The sequence below is a fragment of the Micromonospora sp. DT63 genome (assembly GCF_049841615.1).
Taxonomy (GTDB): Bacteria; Actinomycetota; Actinomycetes; order Mycobacteriales; family Micromonosporaceae; genus Micromonospora.
The window spans coordinates 117,061-135,368 of sequence record NZ_JBNCKQ010000006.1; the positions used below are offsets into that span (position 1 = coordinate 117,061).

Genomic DNA, 18,308 nt, shown 5'->3' on the forward strand with positions numbered 1-18,308 from the left:
TCTGCGCGTTGCAGGGGCAGAACGCGTCCGGTTCACCGGGAGTGCCCCGGGTAGGGTACCCCGGGTACGGGCCCCTGCCGGGCCGTCGCGGGCGTCGCCGTCCGATGTCGCACCGAGGAGGACACGCACGTGCTGGTGACCCTGCCGAGCCTCGGGATCCCGGCATGACGAGTGCCGCCGCGGCGACGGCTGCCCGGCCCACCCCCGCGCCGGCCCGGCTGCCCTCGCTGACCGGGCTGCGCTGGATCGCCGCGTTGCTGGTCTTCGGCTTCCACGTCGGGACCATGCGGATCATCGCGGAGCCGGACTACAAGGCCGTGGTCGACGCGCTGTTCACCCTGGGCCTGTCCGGGGTGCAGTTCTTCTTCATCCTGAGCGGTTTCGTGCTGGTCTGGTCGGCCCGCGAGGGCGAGTCCCGGCGGACCTTCTGGCGGCGACGGGTTGCCAAGATCTACCCGAACCACCTTGTGCTGTGGGGGGCGGCGCTGCTGGTCGCCTGGTGGTTCGCCGACGCGGTCCTGCCGGCGGCAGCGCTGGAGAACCTGCTGCTGTTGCAGGCCTGGGACCCCCGGCCGGGCTGGTTCTACAGCATCAACACCGTGAGCTGGTCGCTGTCCTGCGAGTTCTTCTTCTACCTGTGTCTGCCGCTGGTGCTGCCACTGCTGCGCCGTGCCCGGCCGAAGCTGCTCTGGGCGCTGATCGTCGCGCTGGCGTTGCTGATCCTCGCGCTCTGGCCGGCGCAGCAGTTGGTGCCGGAGGTGAGCCGGTGGTGGTTCACCCAGGTCTTCCCGCCCGTACGGTCGCTGGAGTTCTGGATGGGCGCGTTGGCGGCCGAGCTGATGCGCCGTGGCCTCTGGCGGGGCCCGGGGCTGACCGCGGCCAGCGTGATCTTCCTGGCCACCTGGGTGGCAGCGGCAGAGTGGATTCGCGCCGAGCTGTGGACCACGCTGCTCGCGGTGGCGTACCTGCTGGTGATCACTGCCGCCGCGGACGCGGACGTCCGGGGTAAGCGTTCCCCGTGGCGGTCTCGGCCGCTGGTCTGGCTCGGCGAGGTCTCGTTCGCCTTCTACCTGGTGCATGTGCTGGTGATGACGAGCGTGCTGCGCTTCAGCGGTGACTGGGGGACCGGCTTCCAGGGCTGGCGTGGCCCCGTCGCGGTGCTGGGCTTCCTGCTCGCGAACCTGGTCCTCGCCGGGTTGCTGCACCGCTTCGTCGAGACGCCGATGATGCGCCGACTCGCGCCGCGTCGTACGGCCCGCCCGCGCGTGCCCGGACAACGCACGGCCGTCACCCCGGCTGCCGGGGACGACGCCCACCGCCCCGATGCTGTCGGGACTCAGGCCGGGCCCGGCGGGACCGACCAGACCGACAGCCGATCACCGTACGTCGACTCGCGCTGACACCGTCCACCCTGGTCAGCAGGGTCGGCGCGGCGTGCGCCGACACGCCCGTGGTCGGTGCGTCAGGGCCGGCCCGGCAGTAGCGTTGGGGACGTGCTTCCGGTCGCGCTCACCTGTCCGCTGTGGTGGGTGGCGCGCTGGGCTACGCGGGTGCTGACCAGCCTCGCCGCGGTCGCGACCCTGGCGGTCGGCGCGAGCCCGGCCTCGGCCGCCGTGCCACCGGTGAGCGCCGTGCCACCCCTGAGCGCCGTGCCAGAGGCTGCCGTGCACCCGGCCTCGGCGGTCGGTGCGAGTGCCGCCGAGGAGTTCGTCCCGGCCGGATCGTTCGACGCGCAAGCGGCACCGCCCGTCGACCAGGGCACCATCGCGACCGGCGTGCAGCCGGTGTCCGCGGCCGGGTCCGACCGGCTGCCTCTCGTCGACGCTTCGCGGCCCTGGGCTCCCCGGGGTCCGCCCCGGCGCTGAGTCACCGGGACACGCGTCCCGTCGTCGCGCCCTGTCGATCCGCCTGCTCCGACCCCGCCGATCCGTGGCCCGCCGTGGCCACGTCGCCGGGGCTCCCCCGCTTTGCTCTCCCCGAGGAGCCGACCGTGGAGACTGCCGTCTTCTACCAGTTCGTGACCGAGGTGCCGCAGGCCGCCGCCATCTGGTCGACCCTGTTCCTGCTGGCACTGGGCGTACTCGCCGTGCTGGTCGCCCGCCTGGGGGACCGCCCCGCGGACGACCCGGTCCCGGCCGCGCCGACCGCCCGCGAAATGGCCGCGGCCGAAGCCGACGACCTGCGCCGGTACGCCGAGGAGGTGGCCGTCGCCGCGACCGGCGCCGCCAGGACGGCACGGCGGCGACGCGATGCCTGGCTCACCGCTCAGGAACACGTGGAGCGGGCCTGGCTGAGGTACGACGAGGCGGACACCGCCGCCCGCCGCTTCGTCGGCTCTGGCGCGCTGCCCACTCCGCGCACCCCGCGGACACCCGCCGAGTACGCCTGCCGGGAGCGCTACCTGCACCGTGCGGCGATGGCGGCGTACTGGCGGGGCGATCTGACCATGGCGCAGCTCAGTGACGTGTTCGCCCACCGGCGCGGCTGGGATTCCCGGCGGCACCCGGCCGAGCAGGAGGTGCTGCTCAGCCGGGCGATCCGGGACGCGAGACTGGCCGACTACCAGGCCGCCGCCACGGCGGAGCGGGCCGCCTGGCGGGACGCGGAACTGGCCGCCGAGTCGGCGCGCACCCTTGCCGAGGAGGCGTACGCGGCAACGGCGCGGCTGCGGCCCAGCCCGGCCCTCGCCCGACCCGGGGCGAGCGGGGCGTCCCGTCCCGCCCCCGTGGCACGGTGGCGCCCGGCTAGCGCGAGTTGAGCCTGATCCGTTACGTGAGCCCGGTCACGTCGTTCGGAATTCGGGCGTCCGACGCGTTGTGCTCGATATTTCCCGTGATTGTGGCGCGTTATCGGCGGCCTGTCCGGTTGTCGCCCGTAGGCGTCTCCGTAACCGGTTGTCCCATCGAGTCACATCATCGGCAATACGCGCAGAAATTGCTGCACCGAATCGGGTTTACGCAGGCGAACCTGGCTTGGCAGGCTGCGAACAGGCCAGTAGTGTCGTCCCGTCCGGTGCGGTAACCGATCGCAACAGGCGACGCCGCGCCGACCCGCTCAATCGTGATTAACGAACCGGGGACCCATCAGTAAGTCTGGGGTGAATCCGCGAGCCACGGCCCGCGGTAGGGCGATCTTCCCGCCCGAATCCGTCAGCTAACCCGGTAGGCGGTGTCGGAAGGAGTTCCAAACCCGTGCAGCACCTTTCCACCCCTCGGTTGTTCCCACGCCTCCACGGCGCAGCGGTGCCCCCGCTCATCCGTCCAGTGACGGTGAGCTGACCCCCGGGTCATCGCCTTTCCCGCCCGGTCCCGCCGGGCGTTTCCCTGAGCGGTTCACCATCCGCGGACCACTGTCCGCGCGCTGGCGCCTGCCCGGATACCGGTCCGGCCCGTGGGTGTGCCGCTCTCCCCCGATCCGTGGAGGACCCCGTGAAGCACACCATGCAGCGTCAGCTCCGTCGCCTGGCGACCGAGCGCCGGTACCAGATCGTCGCCACCTCCGCCGCGGCCCTCGTGATCGCCACGACCACCGGCGCCCTGCTCACCGGCGCCGACGACGCGCCGGCCAACCACCGCACCGCGACCACTGTCGCCGAGATGCGCAGTGACACCGCCGTTCCCCTCGGCGACGCGCGCGACGCGTCCCCCAGCGCCGCGCCGACGACCGCCGCCCCAGCCACCAGCGCCGCGTCGCCCGCCGCCAAGGCCAGCGCCAACCCGGACCTGACCCGCAAGCCGCAGCCGCCGAAGCCGCCCGCGACCAAGGTGCTCGACTACGACTACGAGGCGCAGAACACGTACTACAACTGCGGCCCCGCGGCGACCCGCAACGCGCTCAGCGCCACCGGCATCGACCGCACCCAGGAGGAACTCGGTGCCGAGCTGGGCACCACCGAGATGGGCACCAACTCGGCCGAGGACACCACCCGAGCGCTCAACGCCGAGGTGAAGGGCTCCCCGTACCGGACCCGGATGTTCGCCGGCACGCCCAGCCCGGCCCAGATGGACCGGCTCCAGGCCGATGTGGTCAAGGCCATCACCGACGGCCGGGGCGTGGTGGCCAACGTCGTCGGCGACGCCACCGACACCGACGGCGGCTGGCACTCCTACGGCGGCGGTCACTACGTCGCTGTCGTGGGGTACAAGGACAACGGCCGGACCGTGCGGATCGCCGACTCGGCGAACCCGGCCGACCCGTCCTACTGGATCACCACGATCGACCTTGCCAACTGGATGGCCACCCGCGGGTACTCCGCCTGACCCAGGCACGTAGACCGCCGCGGGCGTCGTCCCCCACAAGGGGCCGGCGCCCGCGGCCGCATTCCGGCAGCCGCCATCGACGACTCTCGTACCCGGCCGCGAACCGTGGCAGACTGCGGCCGTGGTGGATGAATCGGGTGGCCGCACCGGTCGCCGGCCCGTCCTGCTGCTGCTGCACGGGATGGGGGCAACCGGAGACGTCTGGCTGCCGTGGGCGCCGTTGCTGGAGCAGCACTGGCCGGGGCGGTGGCTCGCACCGGACCTCGCCGGCCACGGCTGGTCGGCCCCGTTGCCGTCGTACTCCTTTGCTGGTTTCGCCGCCCGGGTCGCCGCCGGCCTCGCCCCCGACGACCGGCTCGTCGTGCTCGGGCACTCGCTGGGCGGGGTGGTCGGCCTGGCGCTGGCCGCCCGCGCCGCAGGGACACCTGTGGACGCGGTGGTCGGGCTCGGCATCAAGGCGCTCTGGTCGCCCGCTGAGCTGGCCCGCGCCGCTGAGCTCGCCGCATACCCGGTGAGCTGGTTCGCCAGCCGCACCGAGGCGGCCCGCCGCTACCTGCGCGTCTCCGGGTTGGGCGGCCTGGTCCCGCCGGATCATCCGATGGTGGACGCCGGGTTGCGTCAGGTCGACGGCCGGTGGCGCCTCGCCATGGACCCGACAGCCTTCGGCGTCGGCGAGCCCGACCTGGCCGCGTTGCTGGCGGCGACCGACGTGCCGGTGGTGCTGGCCCGCGGGGAACACGACCCGATGGTCACCGACGAGCAGCTCAAGGCGTACGGCGTACCTGTCGCCACGCTGCCCGGTCTCGGCCACAACGCACACGTGCAGGACCCGGCGGCCGTGCTGGCGCTGCTCGACCCGTACCAACGTGGGTGAGCTGGATGCGGTGGCTGGTCACCTGGCTCCGAGCGTCCGACGGACCCGGCCGGCGACGGCCTGCTTGATCCGCTCGCGCAGCGACTTCGCGTGGAGGGTCCTGACCTTCTCCTGGAGCATCCGGGTTTCGTCCCGCAGCCACTGGATGCGCGTCAGCAACTCCTCGGGAGAGTAGGCGGAGACCGGCCGGACCGCAGGGGGGTAGACGGTCTGACGGACCTGCTCGTCGAAGCGGATGGCGCTGTCTCCGTCGGCGAACGAGAGGCCGAGGTCGTGCTTGGCGAGGAACGCGGTGATCCGCTCGAAGCGCTCCTTGTGGCCGTCGTTCAGGGCCGTGTAGTCGGCTTCCGCATAGAGCTGGGCAGCGTCGACGTCGGCCGGCACATCGCGCAACAACCGGTGCGGGATGTCGAAGTATCGGGCCAGCTCCAGGGTGCGCGAGTCGTGCGCCAGCAGATAGCCGGGGATGCCCGAGATCAGCGCCGTGATGGTGCCGTGGATCCGGGTGCCGAAGGCGAAGTCGAACCCGGAGAGATACTCCATCCAGGGCCACGGGTCCATGAACATCCGCACCTTGTCCTCGACGAAGAGCGGGTGCGAGGTGTGGATCGGCATGTCGGCGGTCATTCCCCGCAGCTGCGGCGCGTCGCCGTAGAGCAGGGTGCCGAGGGTGTAGAGGTCCTGTGCCACGTAGCGCAGGTTCGGGTAGCGCCGGTGGTGGTGCAGGACGAGGGGGGCCAGCGCCTTGACGTACGGCGAGATGACGAACGCGAGCCGGTCGTCGACGCCCAGGGTCGCCTTCGTCTTCTCGATGCGCAGGCTGTCGCCGTGCAGGAACATCGACGGGCAGCCGATCTGCTCGACAGCCGAAAAACCCAGCTTGCGGAGGTAGTTCTCGGTGATCTCGCCGCGTACGCCGATGCTGTGCGAGCGGTCGAGCACCGCCCGGCAGAATGCGCTGACCGGCTCGTCGATCGGGCGGAGCTGCTCCAGGTCGCCGTCCACGTCGGTCTGCGCCCCGACTCCGAGCACCACCACCGGGATCTTCAGCCGTTCGATCAGCCGAGTCATCGACGTCAGCTGCTTTGCGTAGTCATGGCGGAACGCGTTGGCCAGTGGTATCACGAAGACGTCGTACTTCTCGTTGATCTCGTCGGCGTCGCGTGGGTCCGCCCGGAAGCGCGACGGGGTGATCTCAGCCGCGGAGGTGGCCAGGAGCTTGTGCGCGGCGTGGCTGAAGACCAGATTGCCGGTGTTCTTACCGATCCAGTCCCGCTCGTACGTCTCCTCGGCGCTGAGGACGTGGAACGGGCCCTTGCGGGCGCGCAGCAGGATCCGCTGATGCATCGGTGGCTCCACCTCTCGTCCGGCGGCGGTGGCGTCCGACCCCGGAGATCGTCCGGCAATGTTCCGGGAGGCGGCACATCTTCACCTCCAGGCCTCGCGATACTAGGCCACCGTCCGGCCCGTGCCCGCACGCGGCGAGCGTGCCGCCGTCGCTGTGCCGAGCAGCGTGTGGGAGGCGAGCCGGCCCGGCGGCTCAGGTGGTGGGGGAGACCGGCACCAGGCCCGGCTCGACCGGCCGTCCGGGAGACGGCGGGCTCCAGTCCGGCTCCAGCTCGCGCCGGGCGGCGTCCAGGAACGCGTCGGCGTACGACTCGGCCGGGAAGTCACCGAGGTAGCGCCCCCGGGTCGCCCAGCGCCCCGGTGCCATCGGGTCGGCGCCGAGCAGCTGGCCCAGCACCTCGTCCAGGTTCGTCATGTCCCGGTGCAGCACGTAGCCCGCGCCGGCCAGCGGGAACCGCTCGGTGAACCGGTCACCCTCGCCGCTCATGTCGGTCACCGCGAAGGGCTTGCCGGAGTAGAGGTAGTCCGAGATCACCCCGGAGACATCGGAGATCAGCGCGTCGGAGCGGTTCACGCAGTCCACCAGGCTCAGGTCGCGGCCGGCGGCGCCCCAGACGTGCGGCCGGCCGGTTCGCGCCCGGTCCGCCGCGAGCAGCTCGGTGAGCCGACCCAGCTGCCGCGCCGATGCCGGGTTCTGCGTGGTGTACGGGTGAGCGCGCAGGATGACCGTCGCGCCCCGGTCGAGCAGCTTGCGCAGCATCGGTTCGGCAACCGGCAGCGAGCAGTAGTCCGCGTCCGCGTGGTGTCCCGTCCAGGTCGGGGTGTAGAGCACCGTGCGGGGTGCCTCGGCAGCCAGGGGCTCCGGGCGTACGTTGATCGACTCGACCTGCGGGCGGCCCACTATCACGAACTTCTCCGCCGGGATCTGCACCCCGGCCCGGGCGTACCTGTCGATTGCGGCCGGGCCGGCCACGAAGATCCGGTCGAAGATTCCCGACACCGGGTTGGCGCTCGGCGCCTTGTCGCTGTCGCCGTGGTGGAGCTGAATGTGGGTGAGCTGGGTGAAGCGGATGCAGTGGCTGTTCTTCGCACCGTGGTTGACGTAGAACGCCACCCGCAGGCTCGGCGCCAGCGCCTCGTCCATCGCCCGCAGGGTGGGGCAGTAGACCACTGGCGCATCGGTGGCTGCGGCGATCGGGGCCAGGAACTCCGGCTCCCTCAGCACGACCATGAACGGCCGGCCGATCCGCTCCAGGTACGGCAGCCACATGGTGACCTGGTACTCCGAGCCGGGAGGCGCGGAGAAGTAGAGCACGAACTCCGGCTGGTGCCGGCGCAACGCCCGGCCCACCGCCCCGCCGCCTGCCGGCGGCCGGAACCGGCGCCGGGCCAGACCCAGCGCGATCGTGCCGGCGCCGGCGCCGACCAGCAGGGCCGCCGCGAGAGCGACCAGGGCCGGCATGGTCGCCGCGGCGGCCAGCGCCACCACGGCGAGGAGCGCGAGCAGCGCGTCGCCGAGGTGCGTGGCGATCAGCGTCGTCCAGGACCGCACCGGCAGGTTGGCCGCCTGGATCTCCTGGTTGCCGGCGTGCCGCAGCGGGCCCACCAGCAGCACCAGCCCGAGCAGCACCAGCGCGGCGGCGGCCAGCGCGGGGTCGAACCCACCGTCCAGCCGTCGGGCGTAGCCGACCAGGACGGCGGCGGCGATCAGTGTCGTCTCGGCGGCGGTGTCCGCGCCCTTGCGGATCCGTCGCTCGGCGGCGGTGGCGACGAGGGCGGCGACCGCCAGCGCCAGCCCCCAACCGGTCGCCCCGGTCAGCGCCACGACCAGGAAGGCCAGCACGGCCAGCCCGATGCTCAGGCACCGTGCGATCAGTTTTCGGACCAGGTCACCACGCATGTCGCTCCGTTCACCATCGTCCCGGTCAGCAGTGCTCGGCCGTCAGCCGACAGTCGCCGAGGCGGCGTTGGTCTCGTCGGCCAGCCGCGGCCTCTGGGCCGGCACGGCCTGCGCCGCTTCGCCCGGCGCCCGGCGCACGTCGATGACCTGCCCGGTGAGTGCCGAGATCAGCACGTCCAGTGACGACTGGGCGACGGCCTCCGCGGCGAGCAGGGTGTGCTCCGGCTCCTCGCCGAAGGCCCGCGTCCGCATCGGGGTGGCGGTCCGCTCCGGGTTGATGCAGTTGACGCGTACGCCAAGGTCGGCCCATTCGTCGGCGAGCGCCTGGGTGAGGTTGACCAGGGCGGCCTTGGTGGACGAGTAGAGCGCGTATCGGGCCCGTCCCCGGGTGTAGGAGCTGGACGTGTAGAGCAGCAGCTGGCCCTTGGTCTGCTGCAGGTACGGCAGGGCCTGGCGGGCGATGGTCACCGGGCCGACGAAGTTGACCTGCAACAGCCGGTCCATCGTCTCCTCGTCCATGTCGGCGAGGGCGCCCTTCTCCAGGATGCCGGCGGTCACCACCACGTGGTCGATCCGGCCGGTGGCCTCGAAGGCGGTCGTCAGCGCGGCCTCGACGTCCCCGGCCCGCTCCACGTGGGTGCCGGTGGTGGAACGGCTGAACGGGAAGACCTGGGCGCCGTAGCGACGGGCCAGCTCGGTCAGCTCGTGGCCGATGCCGTAGCTGCCGCCGAACACGACGATGGTGCGGCCGGTCAGCTCCTCGCTGTAGCTGCGGTGGTCGGTCAGCCGGGGCGCCTGCGCCGCGGCGAGCTGGAAGAGCTTGTCCGCCAGGTGCACGTCGACCGGGTGGGTGACCTTGATGTTCTCGTCCGAACCGTCGATCACCTTGATCGGCGTGCCGGGCAGGTAGCGCAGCACCACACCGCAGTCGTCGGTGGCGGCGAAGTTCGGGTCGCCCTCGGCGATCCGGTACGCCTCGCGGATGGTGGGGGAGCGGAACGCCTGCGGGGTCTGGCCGCGGCGCAGTGCGGAGCGGACCGGGATGTCGGTGATGCAGTCGTTCTCGTCGACCTGGATGATCGTGTCCGCCGACGGGATGGCCACGTCGACCGCGGAGTAGCTCCAGAGCGCGTTCACGCACTCGCGGACGATCCGGCCGCTGACCAGGGGCCGCACCGCGTCGTGGAAGAGGATGTTGACGTCGCCGTCGCCGACCGCGTCGAGGGCGATGCGGGTGGTGGCGTTGCGGGTGTCGCCACCCTCGATCACCTTGGTCACCTTGCGGAAGCCGGCCTTGTCGACGATCTGCTGAGCGTCGGGGACGTGCCCGGTCGCCATCAGCACGATGATCTCGTCGATCTCCGGCGCGGCCTCGAAGATGCCCAGCGTGTGCTCGATGATCGGCTTACCGGCGATCTTCAGCAGCTGCTTGGGGATGCCGAGCCCGAGTCGTGTCCCCGTACCCCCGGCGAGGATCACCGCCACTGTCCGCGAGGGGCGCCAGAGTGCCGGGCTCGCCGGCGTGGCACCCGGTGCGGGGCTGTGATCCTGAGTCATTCTGCCGGTCCTCACTTCCACCGAAAGGGTGTTTTGTGCGTCGATGACGAGATATGAGCTGTGGGCGACGCTCCGGAAACCTTAGCGCCTACGACTGACCGCACCGACCGGGCGAGTGTGCGCCCGACCGATGCGGTCGTCGACCTGTCTACTTCCCTTCGTACGCGTTGCAGACCTCGTCGGTCGGGCCGTCCATCTTCAGGACGCCACCCTCCAGCCAGATGGTCCGCTCGCAGGTGTCCCGGATCGAGCCGATCGAGTGGCTCACCAGAAAGACGGTGCCGGCGCTGTCGCGCAGTTCGCGGACCCGCTCTTCGCTGCGGCCCCGGAACTTGCGGTCGCCGGTAGCGAGCGCCTCGTCGATGAGCAGCACGTCGTGCTTCTTGGCCGAGGAGATGGCGAAGCGCAGCCGGGCGCCCATGCCGGAGGAGTAGGTGCGCATCGGCAACGAGGCGAAGTCGCCCCGTTCGTTGATCCCGGAGAACTCGATGATCTCCGGGGCCAGCCGCTTCACCTCCTCCGGCGGCATGCCCATGGCCAGGCAGCCGAGCACCACGTTGCGCTCGCCGGAGAGGTCGTTGAGCAGGGCCGCGTTCACGCCCAGCAGCGAGGGCTGGCCGAGCGTGTAGACCGCGCCCCGGGCCGGGGGGAGCAGCCCGGCGATGGCCCGCAGCAGGGTCGATTTGCCCGAGCCGTTGCTGCCGATCAGCCCGATGGCCTCACCCTGGTACGCGGTGAAGCTCACGCCCTTGACCGCGTGCACCTCGCGGATGTTCGGCGCGTTGGTGCGGGACACGATGCGCTTGAGGGCGGAGACCGGGCTGGTGGTGCCGGTGGCGCCCTTGTGGATCTTGTAGATCACGTGCACGTCGTCCACCACGACGGTGGGCACGCGCCCCGTGTCCACCACGGTGGCGTCCACCGCGGGCAGGGTCTGCTCAGCCACGGCCGTACTCCTTCTCTCCGCGCCAGAAGTAAACGAACCCGCCGAAGCCGACGGCGGCTGCCCAGGCCGCGGCGAGGAGCCACAGCCGAGTCGGCGAGGACGCGATGTGAGCGGGGTACGCCGATTCGAGCAGTGAGTACCGGGCCAGCTCGATGTAGACCAGGATCGGGTTGGACTCCAGCGCGGTCGCCGCCCAGCCGGGAAGCCGCTCCGCGAAGAGCGTGACGCTGTAGAGCACGCCGGAGCCGTAGAGCCAGGCCCGCATCACGAAGGGCATGACCTGCTTCAGGTCGGTGACCTTCGAGCCGATCCGGGCCATGATCATGGTCAGCCCGATGTTGAAGATCGCCTGGAGGAGCAGCGTTGGCGCGATCAGCAGCCAGCGGAAGGTGATCGGCTCGCCGGTGGCCAGCACGATCGCGGCCAGCACCAACATCGACATGAGCAGCTGCTGGAACTGCACCAGGGTGACCGTGATCGGCAGGGCGGCGCGCGGGAAGTGCAGCGCGCGGATCAACCCCAGGTTGCCCGTGATCGCGCTGGTGCCCTGCAGCGCCGCGCTCTGGGTGAACGTGAAGATGAAGATGCCGGTGCAGAGGTAGGCGATGAAGTTCGGCACGTGCCGGTCCTGCGCCACGATCACGCCGAAGATCAGGTAGTAGACCGCCGCGTTGGTGAGCGGGGTCAGCACCTGCCACAGCTGGCCAAGTTGCGTGTTGCTGAACGACGACGCGACCTTCGCCCGCGAGTACGCGGACATGAAGTGTCGATACGACCACAGTTGGCGGGCGTACGCGCCCAGGGACGGAGGTTCCCCGGCGACCTTCAGCCCGTACCGCTGCGCGAGTTGGGCGCGGGTCAGCCCGGATTCGAGGTCGGCCACCGCGGTGTTGGCCATGGTGAGGCGCTCCGATCTTTCGTGCTGATGGGGAGCAATGAGGATGTGTCGCGGCGATGAAATCTAGCGTGGCCGGTATCGGGAGGCCGCTCCGCTGCTGCGTGGAAGGTAGTGGAAAACACGTCAGGACGCAACCGTAGCGTCGTTGCGCTACATTGTCCCACGTGACGACCGAGAAGAGGCGTGCTCCCGCCGGTGCGGCCGTTCTTCGCGACGACATCACCACGGCCATCCGCCGAGCCGTCATGCAGGAACTCGCGCAGACCGGCTACGGCCGGTTCTCCGTCGAGGCGGTCGCCCGCCGGGCAGGTGTCAGCAAGACGGCGATCTATCGGCGGTGGCGTTCGAAGCTGGAGCTGGTGCTCGACATGGTGACCGCGGTCGCCGGGAAAAGGCTGCCGCTGCTCGACACCGGCAGCCTGCAGGGCGACGTCCAGTTGCTGCTCATGGTCGCCTCGGGGGCCCTTGGCCACCCGCTGGCCTCGCAGATCATTCCGGACCTGCTGGCCGAGGCGGCGCGCAACCCGCAGATCGCGGAGACCCTCCAGCGGGCGCTGCGCGACTACCAGGTCCGGATCGGGGACATGGTCGTCGGCCAGGCGGTCGACCGGGGAGAGTTGCCGGCCGGCACCGACCCGTCGGCGGCGATCGATCTGATCATCGGCCCGATCTACTGGCGGCTCGCGATCTCCCGCTCGCCGCTGGACACCACCGAGCTGACGAACATGGCTAACGCGATCGTGGCCGCGTTGCGGATAACATGTGCTGGTTTGGTGGAGAGTCGGGCCCCCGGAATGCCGGCCCAGTGACCGAGCCCGCACCCGAACAGGCCGGCACGTGAAGCTTGCGCCCGTACGAGTCGCCGCATACCTCGACGGGCTAGTATCGCCAACCGAACCCCCGCCTGCACCGTCTAGACCCAGGAGGACCCCCCATGGCTGGGCAGAACCCAGACTTCATCCCACCGGCACGTCCGATCATCGGTGAAGCTGAGATCGAGGCGGCTGTGCGGGTGCTGCGCAGCGGAAAGGTGGTGCAGGGGCCCGAGGTGGCGGCGTTCGAGGAGGAGTTCGGCGAGCTCGTCGACGGTCGGCACTGCGTCGCCGTCAACTCCGGCACCTCGGCGCTCCAGCTGACCCTGATGGCGCTCGGGTTCGGCCCCGGCGACGAGGTCATCGTGCCCTCGTTCTCCTTCGCGGCCAGCGGCAACGCCGTCCGACTGGTGGGTGCTGAGCCGGTCTTCGTCGACATCGAGGCGGGCAGCTTCTGCCTCGACCCGGAGGCGGTCGCCGCGGCGATCACCCCGCGCACCGTCGCGATCATGCCGGTGCACCTCTACGGCCACCCCGCCGCGATGGACCGGATCATGGCGATCGCCGAGCAGCACGGCCTCGCCGTCGTCGAGGATGCCGCCCAGGCGCACGGGGCAAGCCTGCACGGCACCCCGGTCGGCGCCTTCGGCACCGCCGGCTGCTTCAGCTTCTACCCCACCAAGAACATGCACTCCCTGGAGGGCGGCATGATCAGCACCGGGGACGCCGGGCTCGCCCGCACCCTGCGGCTGCTGCGCAACCAGGGCATGGAGCAGCGCTACGCCAACGAGATCGTGGGCGCCAACATGCGGATGACCGACGTGGCGGCGGCCATCGGTCGCGTGCAGCTGACCCAGCTCGGCGAGTGGACCGAGCAGCGTCGCGCGAACGCGAAGTTCCTCGACTCCACCATCACCGGCCTGGTCACCCCGCCGGTGGCCGACGGCGCCCGGCACGTCTACCACCAGTACACGGTGCGCGCGCGGGGCGACCGGGACGCCACCCAGCAGCGCCTGACCGAGCTGGGTATCGGCAACGCCGTCTACTACCCGACGCCGATCCACCGGCTCAAGCCCTACCTCAACGAGGACGGCAAGCCCGGCCCGTGGGAGCTGCCGGAGACCGAGCGGGCCGCCGCCGAGGTGATCTCACTGCCGGTGCACCCGTCGCTGACCCAGGTCGAGCTCGACCGGATCGCCGAAGGCGCGAACCTCGCCGGGGGTGCCCGATGAAGGAGCGGAGCAAGCTGCGCGCCGGCCTGATCGGTCTCGGTGCGATGGGTCGCAACCACGCCCGAGTGCTCTCCAACCTGGACGGTGTCGAGCTGGTCGGTGTCGTCGACCCGGCCGGCGACGTCACCGGTACGCTCCGGGCCCCGGTGGTCCCCGAGCTCGGTGACCTGCTGGCGATGGGCGTCGACTACGCGGTGGTCGCCTGTCCGACCGCGCTGCACGAACGGGTCGGCCTGGAGCTGGCAGCCAACGGGGTGTGCGCGCTGATCGAGAAGCCGCTGGCCCAGTCGGTCGAGACGGCCACCCGGCTGGTCGAGGCGTTCGAGTCCGCAGGTCTGGTCGCCGGCGTCGGTCACATCGAGCGCTACAACCCGGCGCTGCAGAGCCTGCGTACCCGGCTGGAGGCCGGTGAGCTGGGCGAGGTCTTCCAGGTCGTCACCCGGCGCCAGGGCCCGTTCCCGCACCGGATCGCCGACGTCGGCGTGGTGATGGACCTGGCCACCCACGACATTGATCTGACCGCGTGGGTGACCGCTCAGGAGTACGCATCGGTCTCGGCGCGAACGGTCTCCCGTAGTGGCCGGCTGCACGAGGACATGGTCGCCGTTGTCGGCCAGCTCTCCGACGGCACGATGGTCAACCACCTGGTCAACTGGCTGAGCCCGCTCAAGGAGCGGTCCACAGTGATCACCGGTGACAAGGGCTGCTTCGTCGCCGACACGCTCACCGCCGACCTCACCTTCTACGCCAACGCCGCCATCGACACCGAGTGGGAGGCGCTGCGCGCCTTCCGTGGCGTGGCCGAGGGCGACATGGTCCGCTTCGCCATCCCGAAGCGGGAGCCGCTGCTCGTCGAGCACGAGCGGTTCCGGGACGCGGTCGAGGGCAAGGAGAGCGACATCGTCACCCTGCGGCAGGGTCTGCGTACCGTCCAGGTCGCGGCGGCGCTGCTGGAGTCGGCCGCCGACGGCAAGGTCGTGTCGGTCGTGCCCGGCGGCAGCGACGCGGAGCCTGCACTGCGATGAGCCCGGCGCCGGCTCGGCGGGTGGTCTCGGCGGTGCGGCGGCGGGTTCCCCGGCGATTGCGTATCGCGCTCCGCCGTGCCGCCGAAGGCACGCGGCCCTTCCAGACCCCTTCGGTACGCGAGCTCTGTGAGCTTCCCGCTGGTACGCCGCTGCTGGTGCACGCGGGCGGGGTCGCCGGTGACCGGGCGCTGGCCGGCGTGGTACGCGCCATGGCCCGGTTGCCCGAGTTCCACCTGGCGCTGGTCCGCGGCGAGGCCGAGCGGGCGGCCACCGAGGACCTGATCCGCCAGGCCGGCAAGGCCCGGCGGCGGATCCACGAGGTGCCGCGCCCGAGCACGATGACCGCGGCGTTCCTCGCGTCGGCGGACGTGGCCGTGTTCGGGTTCGAGCCGGACGCCGGTCTCGCGCTGCTCGACACCTACCTCGCCGCCGGGCTGCGCGTCGTCGCCGCGGACAGCCGGGCGGCCCGCGAGCACCTGGCCCGGCACCGGGCCGGCGACTTCTTCGCGCCCGGCTCGCTGCCCTCCTTCACGAAGGCGGTGGAGCGGGCCCGGCAGCGCGGCGACGAGCCGCCGGCACCGGACGAGCCGCCGGTCGCGCCGATCGAGGCTGGCACCCCGGGCCCCTGGCGGGCGCTCGGCGCCGGTCCGGTCCGGTTGGGACTGGGCACTGCCAACTACGCCGGGCAACTTTCCGCCCTGGCGGTGGCGATCACCGCCGCGCGGGCGGACGTCGGCATCGAACTGGTGATGGCCAAGCCGCCGGCCACCTATCGCTATCCGGCCGACCGCTACCTGAACTACCCGGGCGAGCACCGGCTCGACGTGCAGACGGAGCAGGCACGCCGGGTGCTCGGCTGGTACACGCACCTGATCGTGGACGCGTTCCGCCCGGTGCTCGGCCGGGGCAACGGCGACGACATCTCCGCAGACCTGCCCGCGCTGCGCCGGGCCCGGCTCAAGGTCGCGTTGCTGGCGCACGGCAGCGAGATCCGCCATCCGGGCGCGCACCTTAAGCGGCATGCCGAGTCCGCGTTCCGGGACGCGGACTCCGAACTGCGCGAGCGGCTCACCACGGTGGCCGAGCGAAACCGGCGCACCGCCGAGGAGAGCGGCCTGCCGATCTTCGTGACCACCCCCGACCTGCTGGACGACGTGCCGTTCGCGACCTGGGCGCCGCTGGTGGTGGACGTCGACGCGTGGGCCTGTGACCGCACGGTGCTCGAACGGCCCCGCCCGGTGGTGCTGCACGCGCCGTCGAGTCGCTGGACCAAGGGCACTGACCGGCTGCTGCCCCGCTTGCAGGAGCTGCATGACCAGGGACGGATCGAGCTACGGCTGGTGGAGGGACTGCCCTACAGCGAGATGCGCCGGCAGGTGCACGACGCCGACATCATCGTCGACCAACTCGTGATGGGCAGCTACTGCACGTTCTCCTGCGAGGGGATGGCCGCCGGCAAGGTGGTGGTGGCGTATCTCAGCGAGAGCGCGCACCGCGCGGCCGGCGTCCAGCCGCCGATCGCGAACTCCACGCCCACCACGCTCGTCAAGACGATCGAGTCGCTGCTCGACGACCGTGCCGGGGCGGCGGCCCTCGCTGCGGAGGGTCTCCGTTATGTCCGTGAACACCACGACGGCCGGCGCACCGCGCAGGTCTTCGACGCATTCCTCCGGTGATCGACGCCGGTCGTCACCGCGGCGACCGGCGACCGCTGATCCGCGCCCGTGCAGGACTTTGAACAAGGAGAAGGCACCCGATGCAAGCTGTCCCGGATACCGATGCCCGGCCGACCCGCGGGCGGGTGGTGATGCTTGTCGACAACGGGGTCCACGGTGACTCCCGCGTGCAGAAGGCCGCCCGGTCGGCCGCCGAGGCCGGCTGGGAGGTGATCCTCGTCGGCATCCTCAAGGGCAGCAACACCGAGGAGACCTGGCGGATCGGCGAGGCCGAGGTCCGGCTGATCCGGGTGGCGCGGCGGATTCCACATCCGATCACCCACCGCCGCGCGCTGCTGCGCCGCCCGCTGGCGTACAAGCCGGGACTTGTCGCGAAGCGGCACCTGAACGTGCTCAAGGCACGCCGCAACGACCTCAACTTCCGGCTGGCCGAGATCAAGGTCGCCCGTCGTGCGGGAGGGCCGCGCTGGGTGGAGCTGGCCGGCAAGGCCCGCCTGGCCGTGCCGTACTTCCTCAACAAGGCGAAGTTCCGGTGGGTCAAGCTTCGGACCCGCGAGTCGCAGCGCCTCCAGGAGCGCCAGCAGGACCCGAACGCCCTGCTGGACCGGGCAGCGCTGCGGCTCTGGCAGCGCCTGCACGGTGACCGGGCGTGGCGCCGCCTGGACCCGGAGCTGTGGGACTTCGAACTGGCCTTCGGGCCGGTTGTGGACAAGCTGCAGCCCGATCTGATCCACGCGCACGACTTCCGGATGCTCGGCGTGGGCGCGCGCGCGACGATGCGCGCCCGCGCCGCCGGGCGGGACGTCAAGCTGGTCTGGGACGCGCACGAGTTCGTGCCCGGCATCATCGGTCGGCCCACAAATCTCCGCTGGCTGCCGGCTCAGATTGCCTACGTCCGCGAGCACGCCCCGTACGCCGACAGCGTCATGACCGTCTCCTCGACCCTGGCCGATCTGCTTCGGGAGACGCACGACCTGCCCGAGCAGCCGGCGGTGGTGCTGAACGCTCCGCCCGCCGAGCTCACCCCGGAGCAGCGGGCGTCGCCGGTTCCCGACATCCGGGCGCTGTGCGGGATCGACGCGGGTACGCCATTGTTGGTCTACTGCGGTGGCATCAACCCATCCCGCGGCGTCGACATCATGATCCGAGGCCTGACCCGGATGCCCGACGCGCACGTCGCGCTCGTGTCGGTGCCCCTCAACGGCAAGCACCCGATCATGTACGAGCTGGAGGAACTCGCCGCCGAGTTGGGGGTGGCCGACCGGGTGCATCTGCTGCCGTACGTGCCGCACTGGCAGGTCTCCGCGTTCGTGGCCCCGGCCGACCTCGGCGTCATCCCGATCCACCACAAGCCCAACCACGAGTTGGCGCTGATCACCAAGTTCTTCGAGTACGCGCACGGCCGGATACCGATGGTTATCAGCGACGTCAAGGCCATGGCCGAAGCGACGCGGGCCATCGGCCAGGGCGAGGTCTTCCGGGCCGAGGATCTGGACGACTACCTGCGTGCCGTGCGGGAGGTGCTGGCCGACCCGCAGCGGTACCGGGCGGCGTACGACCGGCCGGGCGTGCTCGACCAGTGGACCTGGGAGGCGCAGGCGCGGGTGATGGACGAGGTCTACACCCGTCTGCTGCCGGACCGCCCGAAGGCCCCGGCGCAGCGCACGACCGCCCCGTCGACCGTGGCGCAGCGCTCCTCACTGCCCGTGAGTTGACCGAAAGGGGGGCTTGGCCAGTCGGCCAAGCCCCCCCCCCTTTCGGTACCTGCTGTTCCGCCTCGCC

The 18,308-nt window shown here is 71.2% G+C and carries 15 protein-coding genes and 1 riboswitch; of the genes, 10 read left to right on the top strand and 5 right to left on the bottom strand.

The genetic code is table 11. The features are described 5' to 3' along the window. Positions 1 to 164: 164 nt before the first annotated feature. The 5 genes from ACLQ27_RS22080 to ACLQ27_RS22100 all read left to right on the top strand — a co-directional run bounded on the left by ACLQ27_RS22080 (position 165) and on the right by ACLQ27_RS22100 (position 5,133). Positions 165 to 1,400: an acyltransferase family protein gene (locus ACLQ27_RS22080; RefSeq protein ID WP_425868426.1), complete on the top strand. Its 1,236-nt coding sequence runs from the start codon at positions 165 to 167 to the stop codon at positions 1,398 to 1,400. A gap of 93 nt (positions 1,401 to 1,493) precedes the next feature. Beyond that, on the top strand, positions 1,494 to 1,865 hold the full coding sequence (locus ACLQ27_RS22085) for a hypothetical protein (protein WP_425868428.1): 372 nt from the start codon (positions 1,494 to 1,496) through the stop codon (positions 1,863 to 1,865). Positions 1,866 to 1,990: 125 nt separating this feature from the next. Next, positions 1,991 to 2,758 carry a hypothetical protein gene (locus tag ACLQ27_RS22090; RefSeq protein WP_425868430.1) on the top strand — a complete coding sequence of 256 codons (768 nt, stop codon included), beginning with the start codon at positions 1,991 to 1,993 and terminating at the stop codon, positions 2,756 to 2,758. Positions 2,759 to 3,041: 283 nt separating this feature from the next. Beyond that, positions 3,042 to 3,183, top strand: a riboswitch (cyclic di-AMP (ydaO/yuaA leader). A gap of 233 nt (positions 3,184 to 3,416) precedes the next feature. Beyond that, positions 3,417 to 4,259, top strand: a complete 843-nt coding sequence (locus ACLQ27_RS22095; RefSeq protein WP_357495097.1) for a C39 family peptidase — start codon at positions 3,417 to 3,419, stop codon at positions 4,257 to 4,259. Positions 4,260 to 4,380: 121 nt separating this feature from the next. Next, positions 4,381 to 5,133, top strand: a complete 753-nt coding sequence (locus ACLQ27_RS22100; protein WP_425868432.1) for an alpha/beta fold hydrolase — start codon at positions 4,381 to 4,383, stop codon at positions 5,131 to 5,133. Between the two features lie 18 nt (positions 5,134 to 5,151). On the opposite strand, the gene ACLQ27_RS22105 is transcribed toward ACLQ27_RS22100, so the two are convergent. From ACLQ27_RS22105 to ACLQ27_RS22125, 5 genes are all read right to left on the bottom strand, one after another. After that, positions 5,152 to 6,480 (bottom strand): polysaccharide pyruvyl transferase family protein, encoded by a 1,329-nt coding sequence (locus tag ACLQ27_RS22105; protein WP_425868433.1) that lies wholly within the window; start codon positions 6,478 to 6,480, stop codon positions 5,152 to 5,154. A 193-nt stretch (positions 6,481 to 6,673) separates the two neighbouring features. Beyond that, positions 6,674 to 8,380, bottom strand: a complete 1,707-nt coding sequence (locus ACLQ27_RS22110) for a CDP-glycerol glycerophosphotransferase family protein (protein WP_425868435.1) — start codon at positions 8,378 to 8,380, stop codon at positions 6,674 to 6,676. A 42-nt stretch (positions 8,381 to 8,422) separates the two neighbouring features. Then, on the bottom strand, positions 8,423 to 9,937 hold the full coding sequence (locus ACLQ27_RS22115) for a bifunctional cytidylyltransferase/SDR family oxidoreductase (RefSeq protein WP_357574427.1): 1,515 nt from the start codon (positions 9,935 to 9,937) through the stop codon (positions 8,423 to 8,425). A 148-nt stretch (positions 9,938 to 10,085) separates the two neighbouring features. Beyond that, positions 10,086 to 10,883, bottom strand: a complete 798-nt coding sequence (locus tag ACLQ27_RS22120) for an ABC transporter ATP-binding protein (protein WP_425868437.1) — start codon at positions 10,881 to 10,883, stop codon at positions 10,086 to 10,088. Next, positions 10,876 to 11,781 carry an ABC transporter permease gene (locus ACLQ27_RS22125; protein WP_357495085.1) on the bottom strand — a complete coding sequence of 302 codons (906 nt, stop codon included), beginning with the start codon at positions 11,779 to 11,781 and terminating at the stop codon, positions 10,876 to 10,878. The genes ACLQ27_RS22120 and ACLQ27_RS22125 overlap by 8 nt, the downstream gene beginning before the upstream one ends. A gap of 164 nt (positions 11,782 to 11,945) precedes the next feature. On the opposite strand from ACLQ27_RS22125, the gene ACLQ27_RS22130 reads away from it, so the two are divergent. The 5 genes from ACLQ27_RS22130 (at position 11,946) to ACLQ27_RS22150 (ending at position 18,241) form a co-directional block, all read left to right on the top strand. Then, positions 11,946 to 12,590: a TetR/AcrR family transcriptional regulator gene (locus ACLQ27_RS22130; protein ID WP_234582201.1), complete on the top strand. Its 645-nt coding sequence runs from the start codon at positions 11,946 to 11,948 to the stop codon at positions 12,588 to 12,590. A 125-nt stretch (positions 12,591 to 12,715) separates the two neighbouring features. After that, positions 12,716 to 13,825 carry a DegT/DnrJ/EryC1/StrS family aminotransferase gene (locus tag ACLQ27_RS22135; protein ID WP_234582200.1) on the top strand — a complete coding sequence of 370 codons (1,110 nt, stop codon included), beginning with the start codon at positions 12,716 to 12,718 and terminating at the stop codon, positions 13,823 to 13,825. Beyond that, entirely contained in the window at positions 13,822 to 14,850 is a 1,029-nt protein-coding gene (locus ACLQ27_RS22140) for a Gfo/Idh/MocA family protein (RefSeq protein ID WP_234582199.1), read from the top strand. The genes ACLQ27_RS22135 and ACLQ27_RS22140 overlap by 4 nt, the downstream gene beginning before the upstream one ends. Further along, positions 14,847 to 16,526, top strand: a complete 1,680-nt coding sequence (locus ACLQ27_RS22145) for a glycosyl transferase family 1 (RefSeq protein WP_425868440.1) — start codon at positions 14,847 to 14,849, stop codon at positions 16,524 to 16,526. Before ACLQ27_RS22140 ends, ACLQ27_RS22145 begins: the two co-directional genes overlap by 4 nt. Positions 16,527 to 16,606: 80 nt before the next feature. Then, positions 16,607 to 18,241, top strand: a complete 1,635-nt coding sequence (locus ACLQ27_RS22150) for a glycosyltransferase family 4 protein (RefSeq protein ID WP_357495077.1) — start codon at positions 16,607 to 16,609, stop codon at positions 18,239 to 18,241. The last annotated feature ends 67 nt before the right edge of the window (positions 18,242 to 18,308 follow it).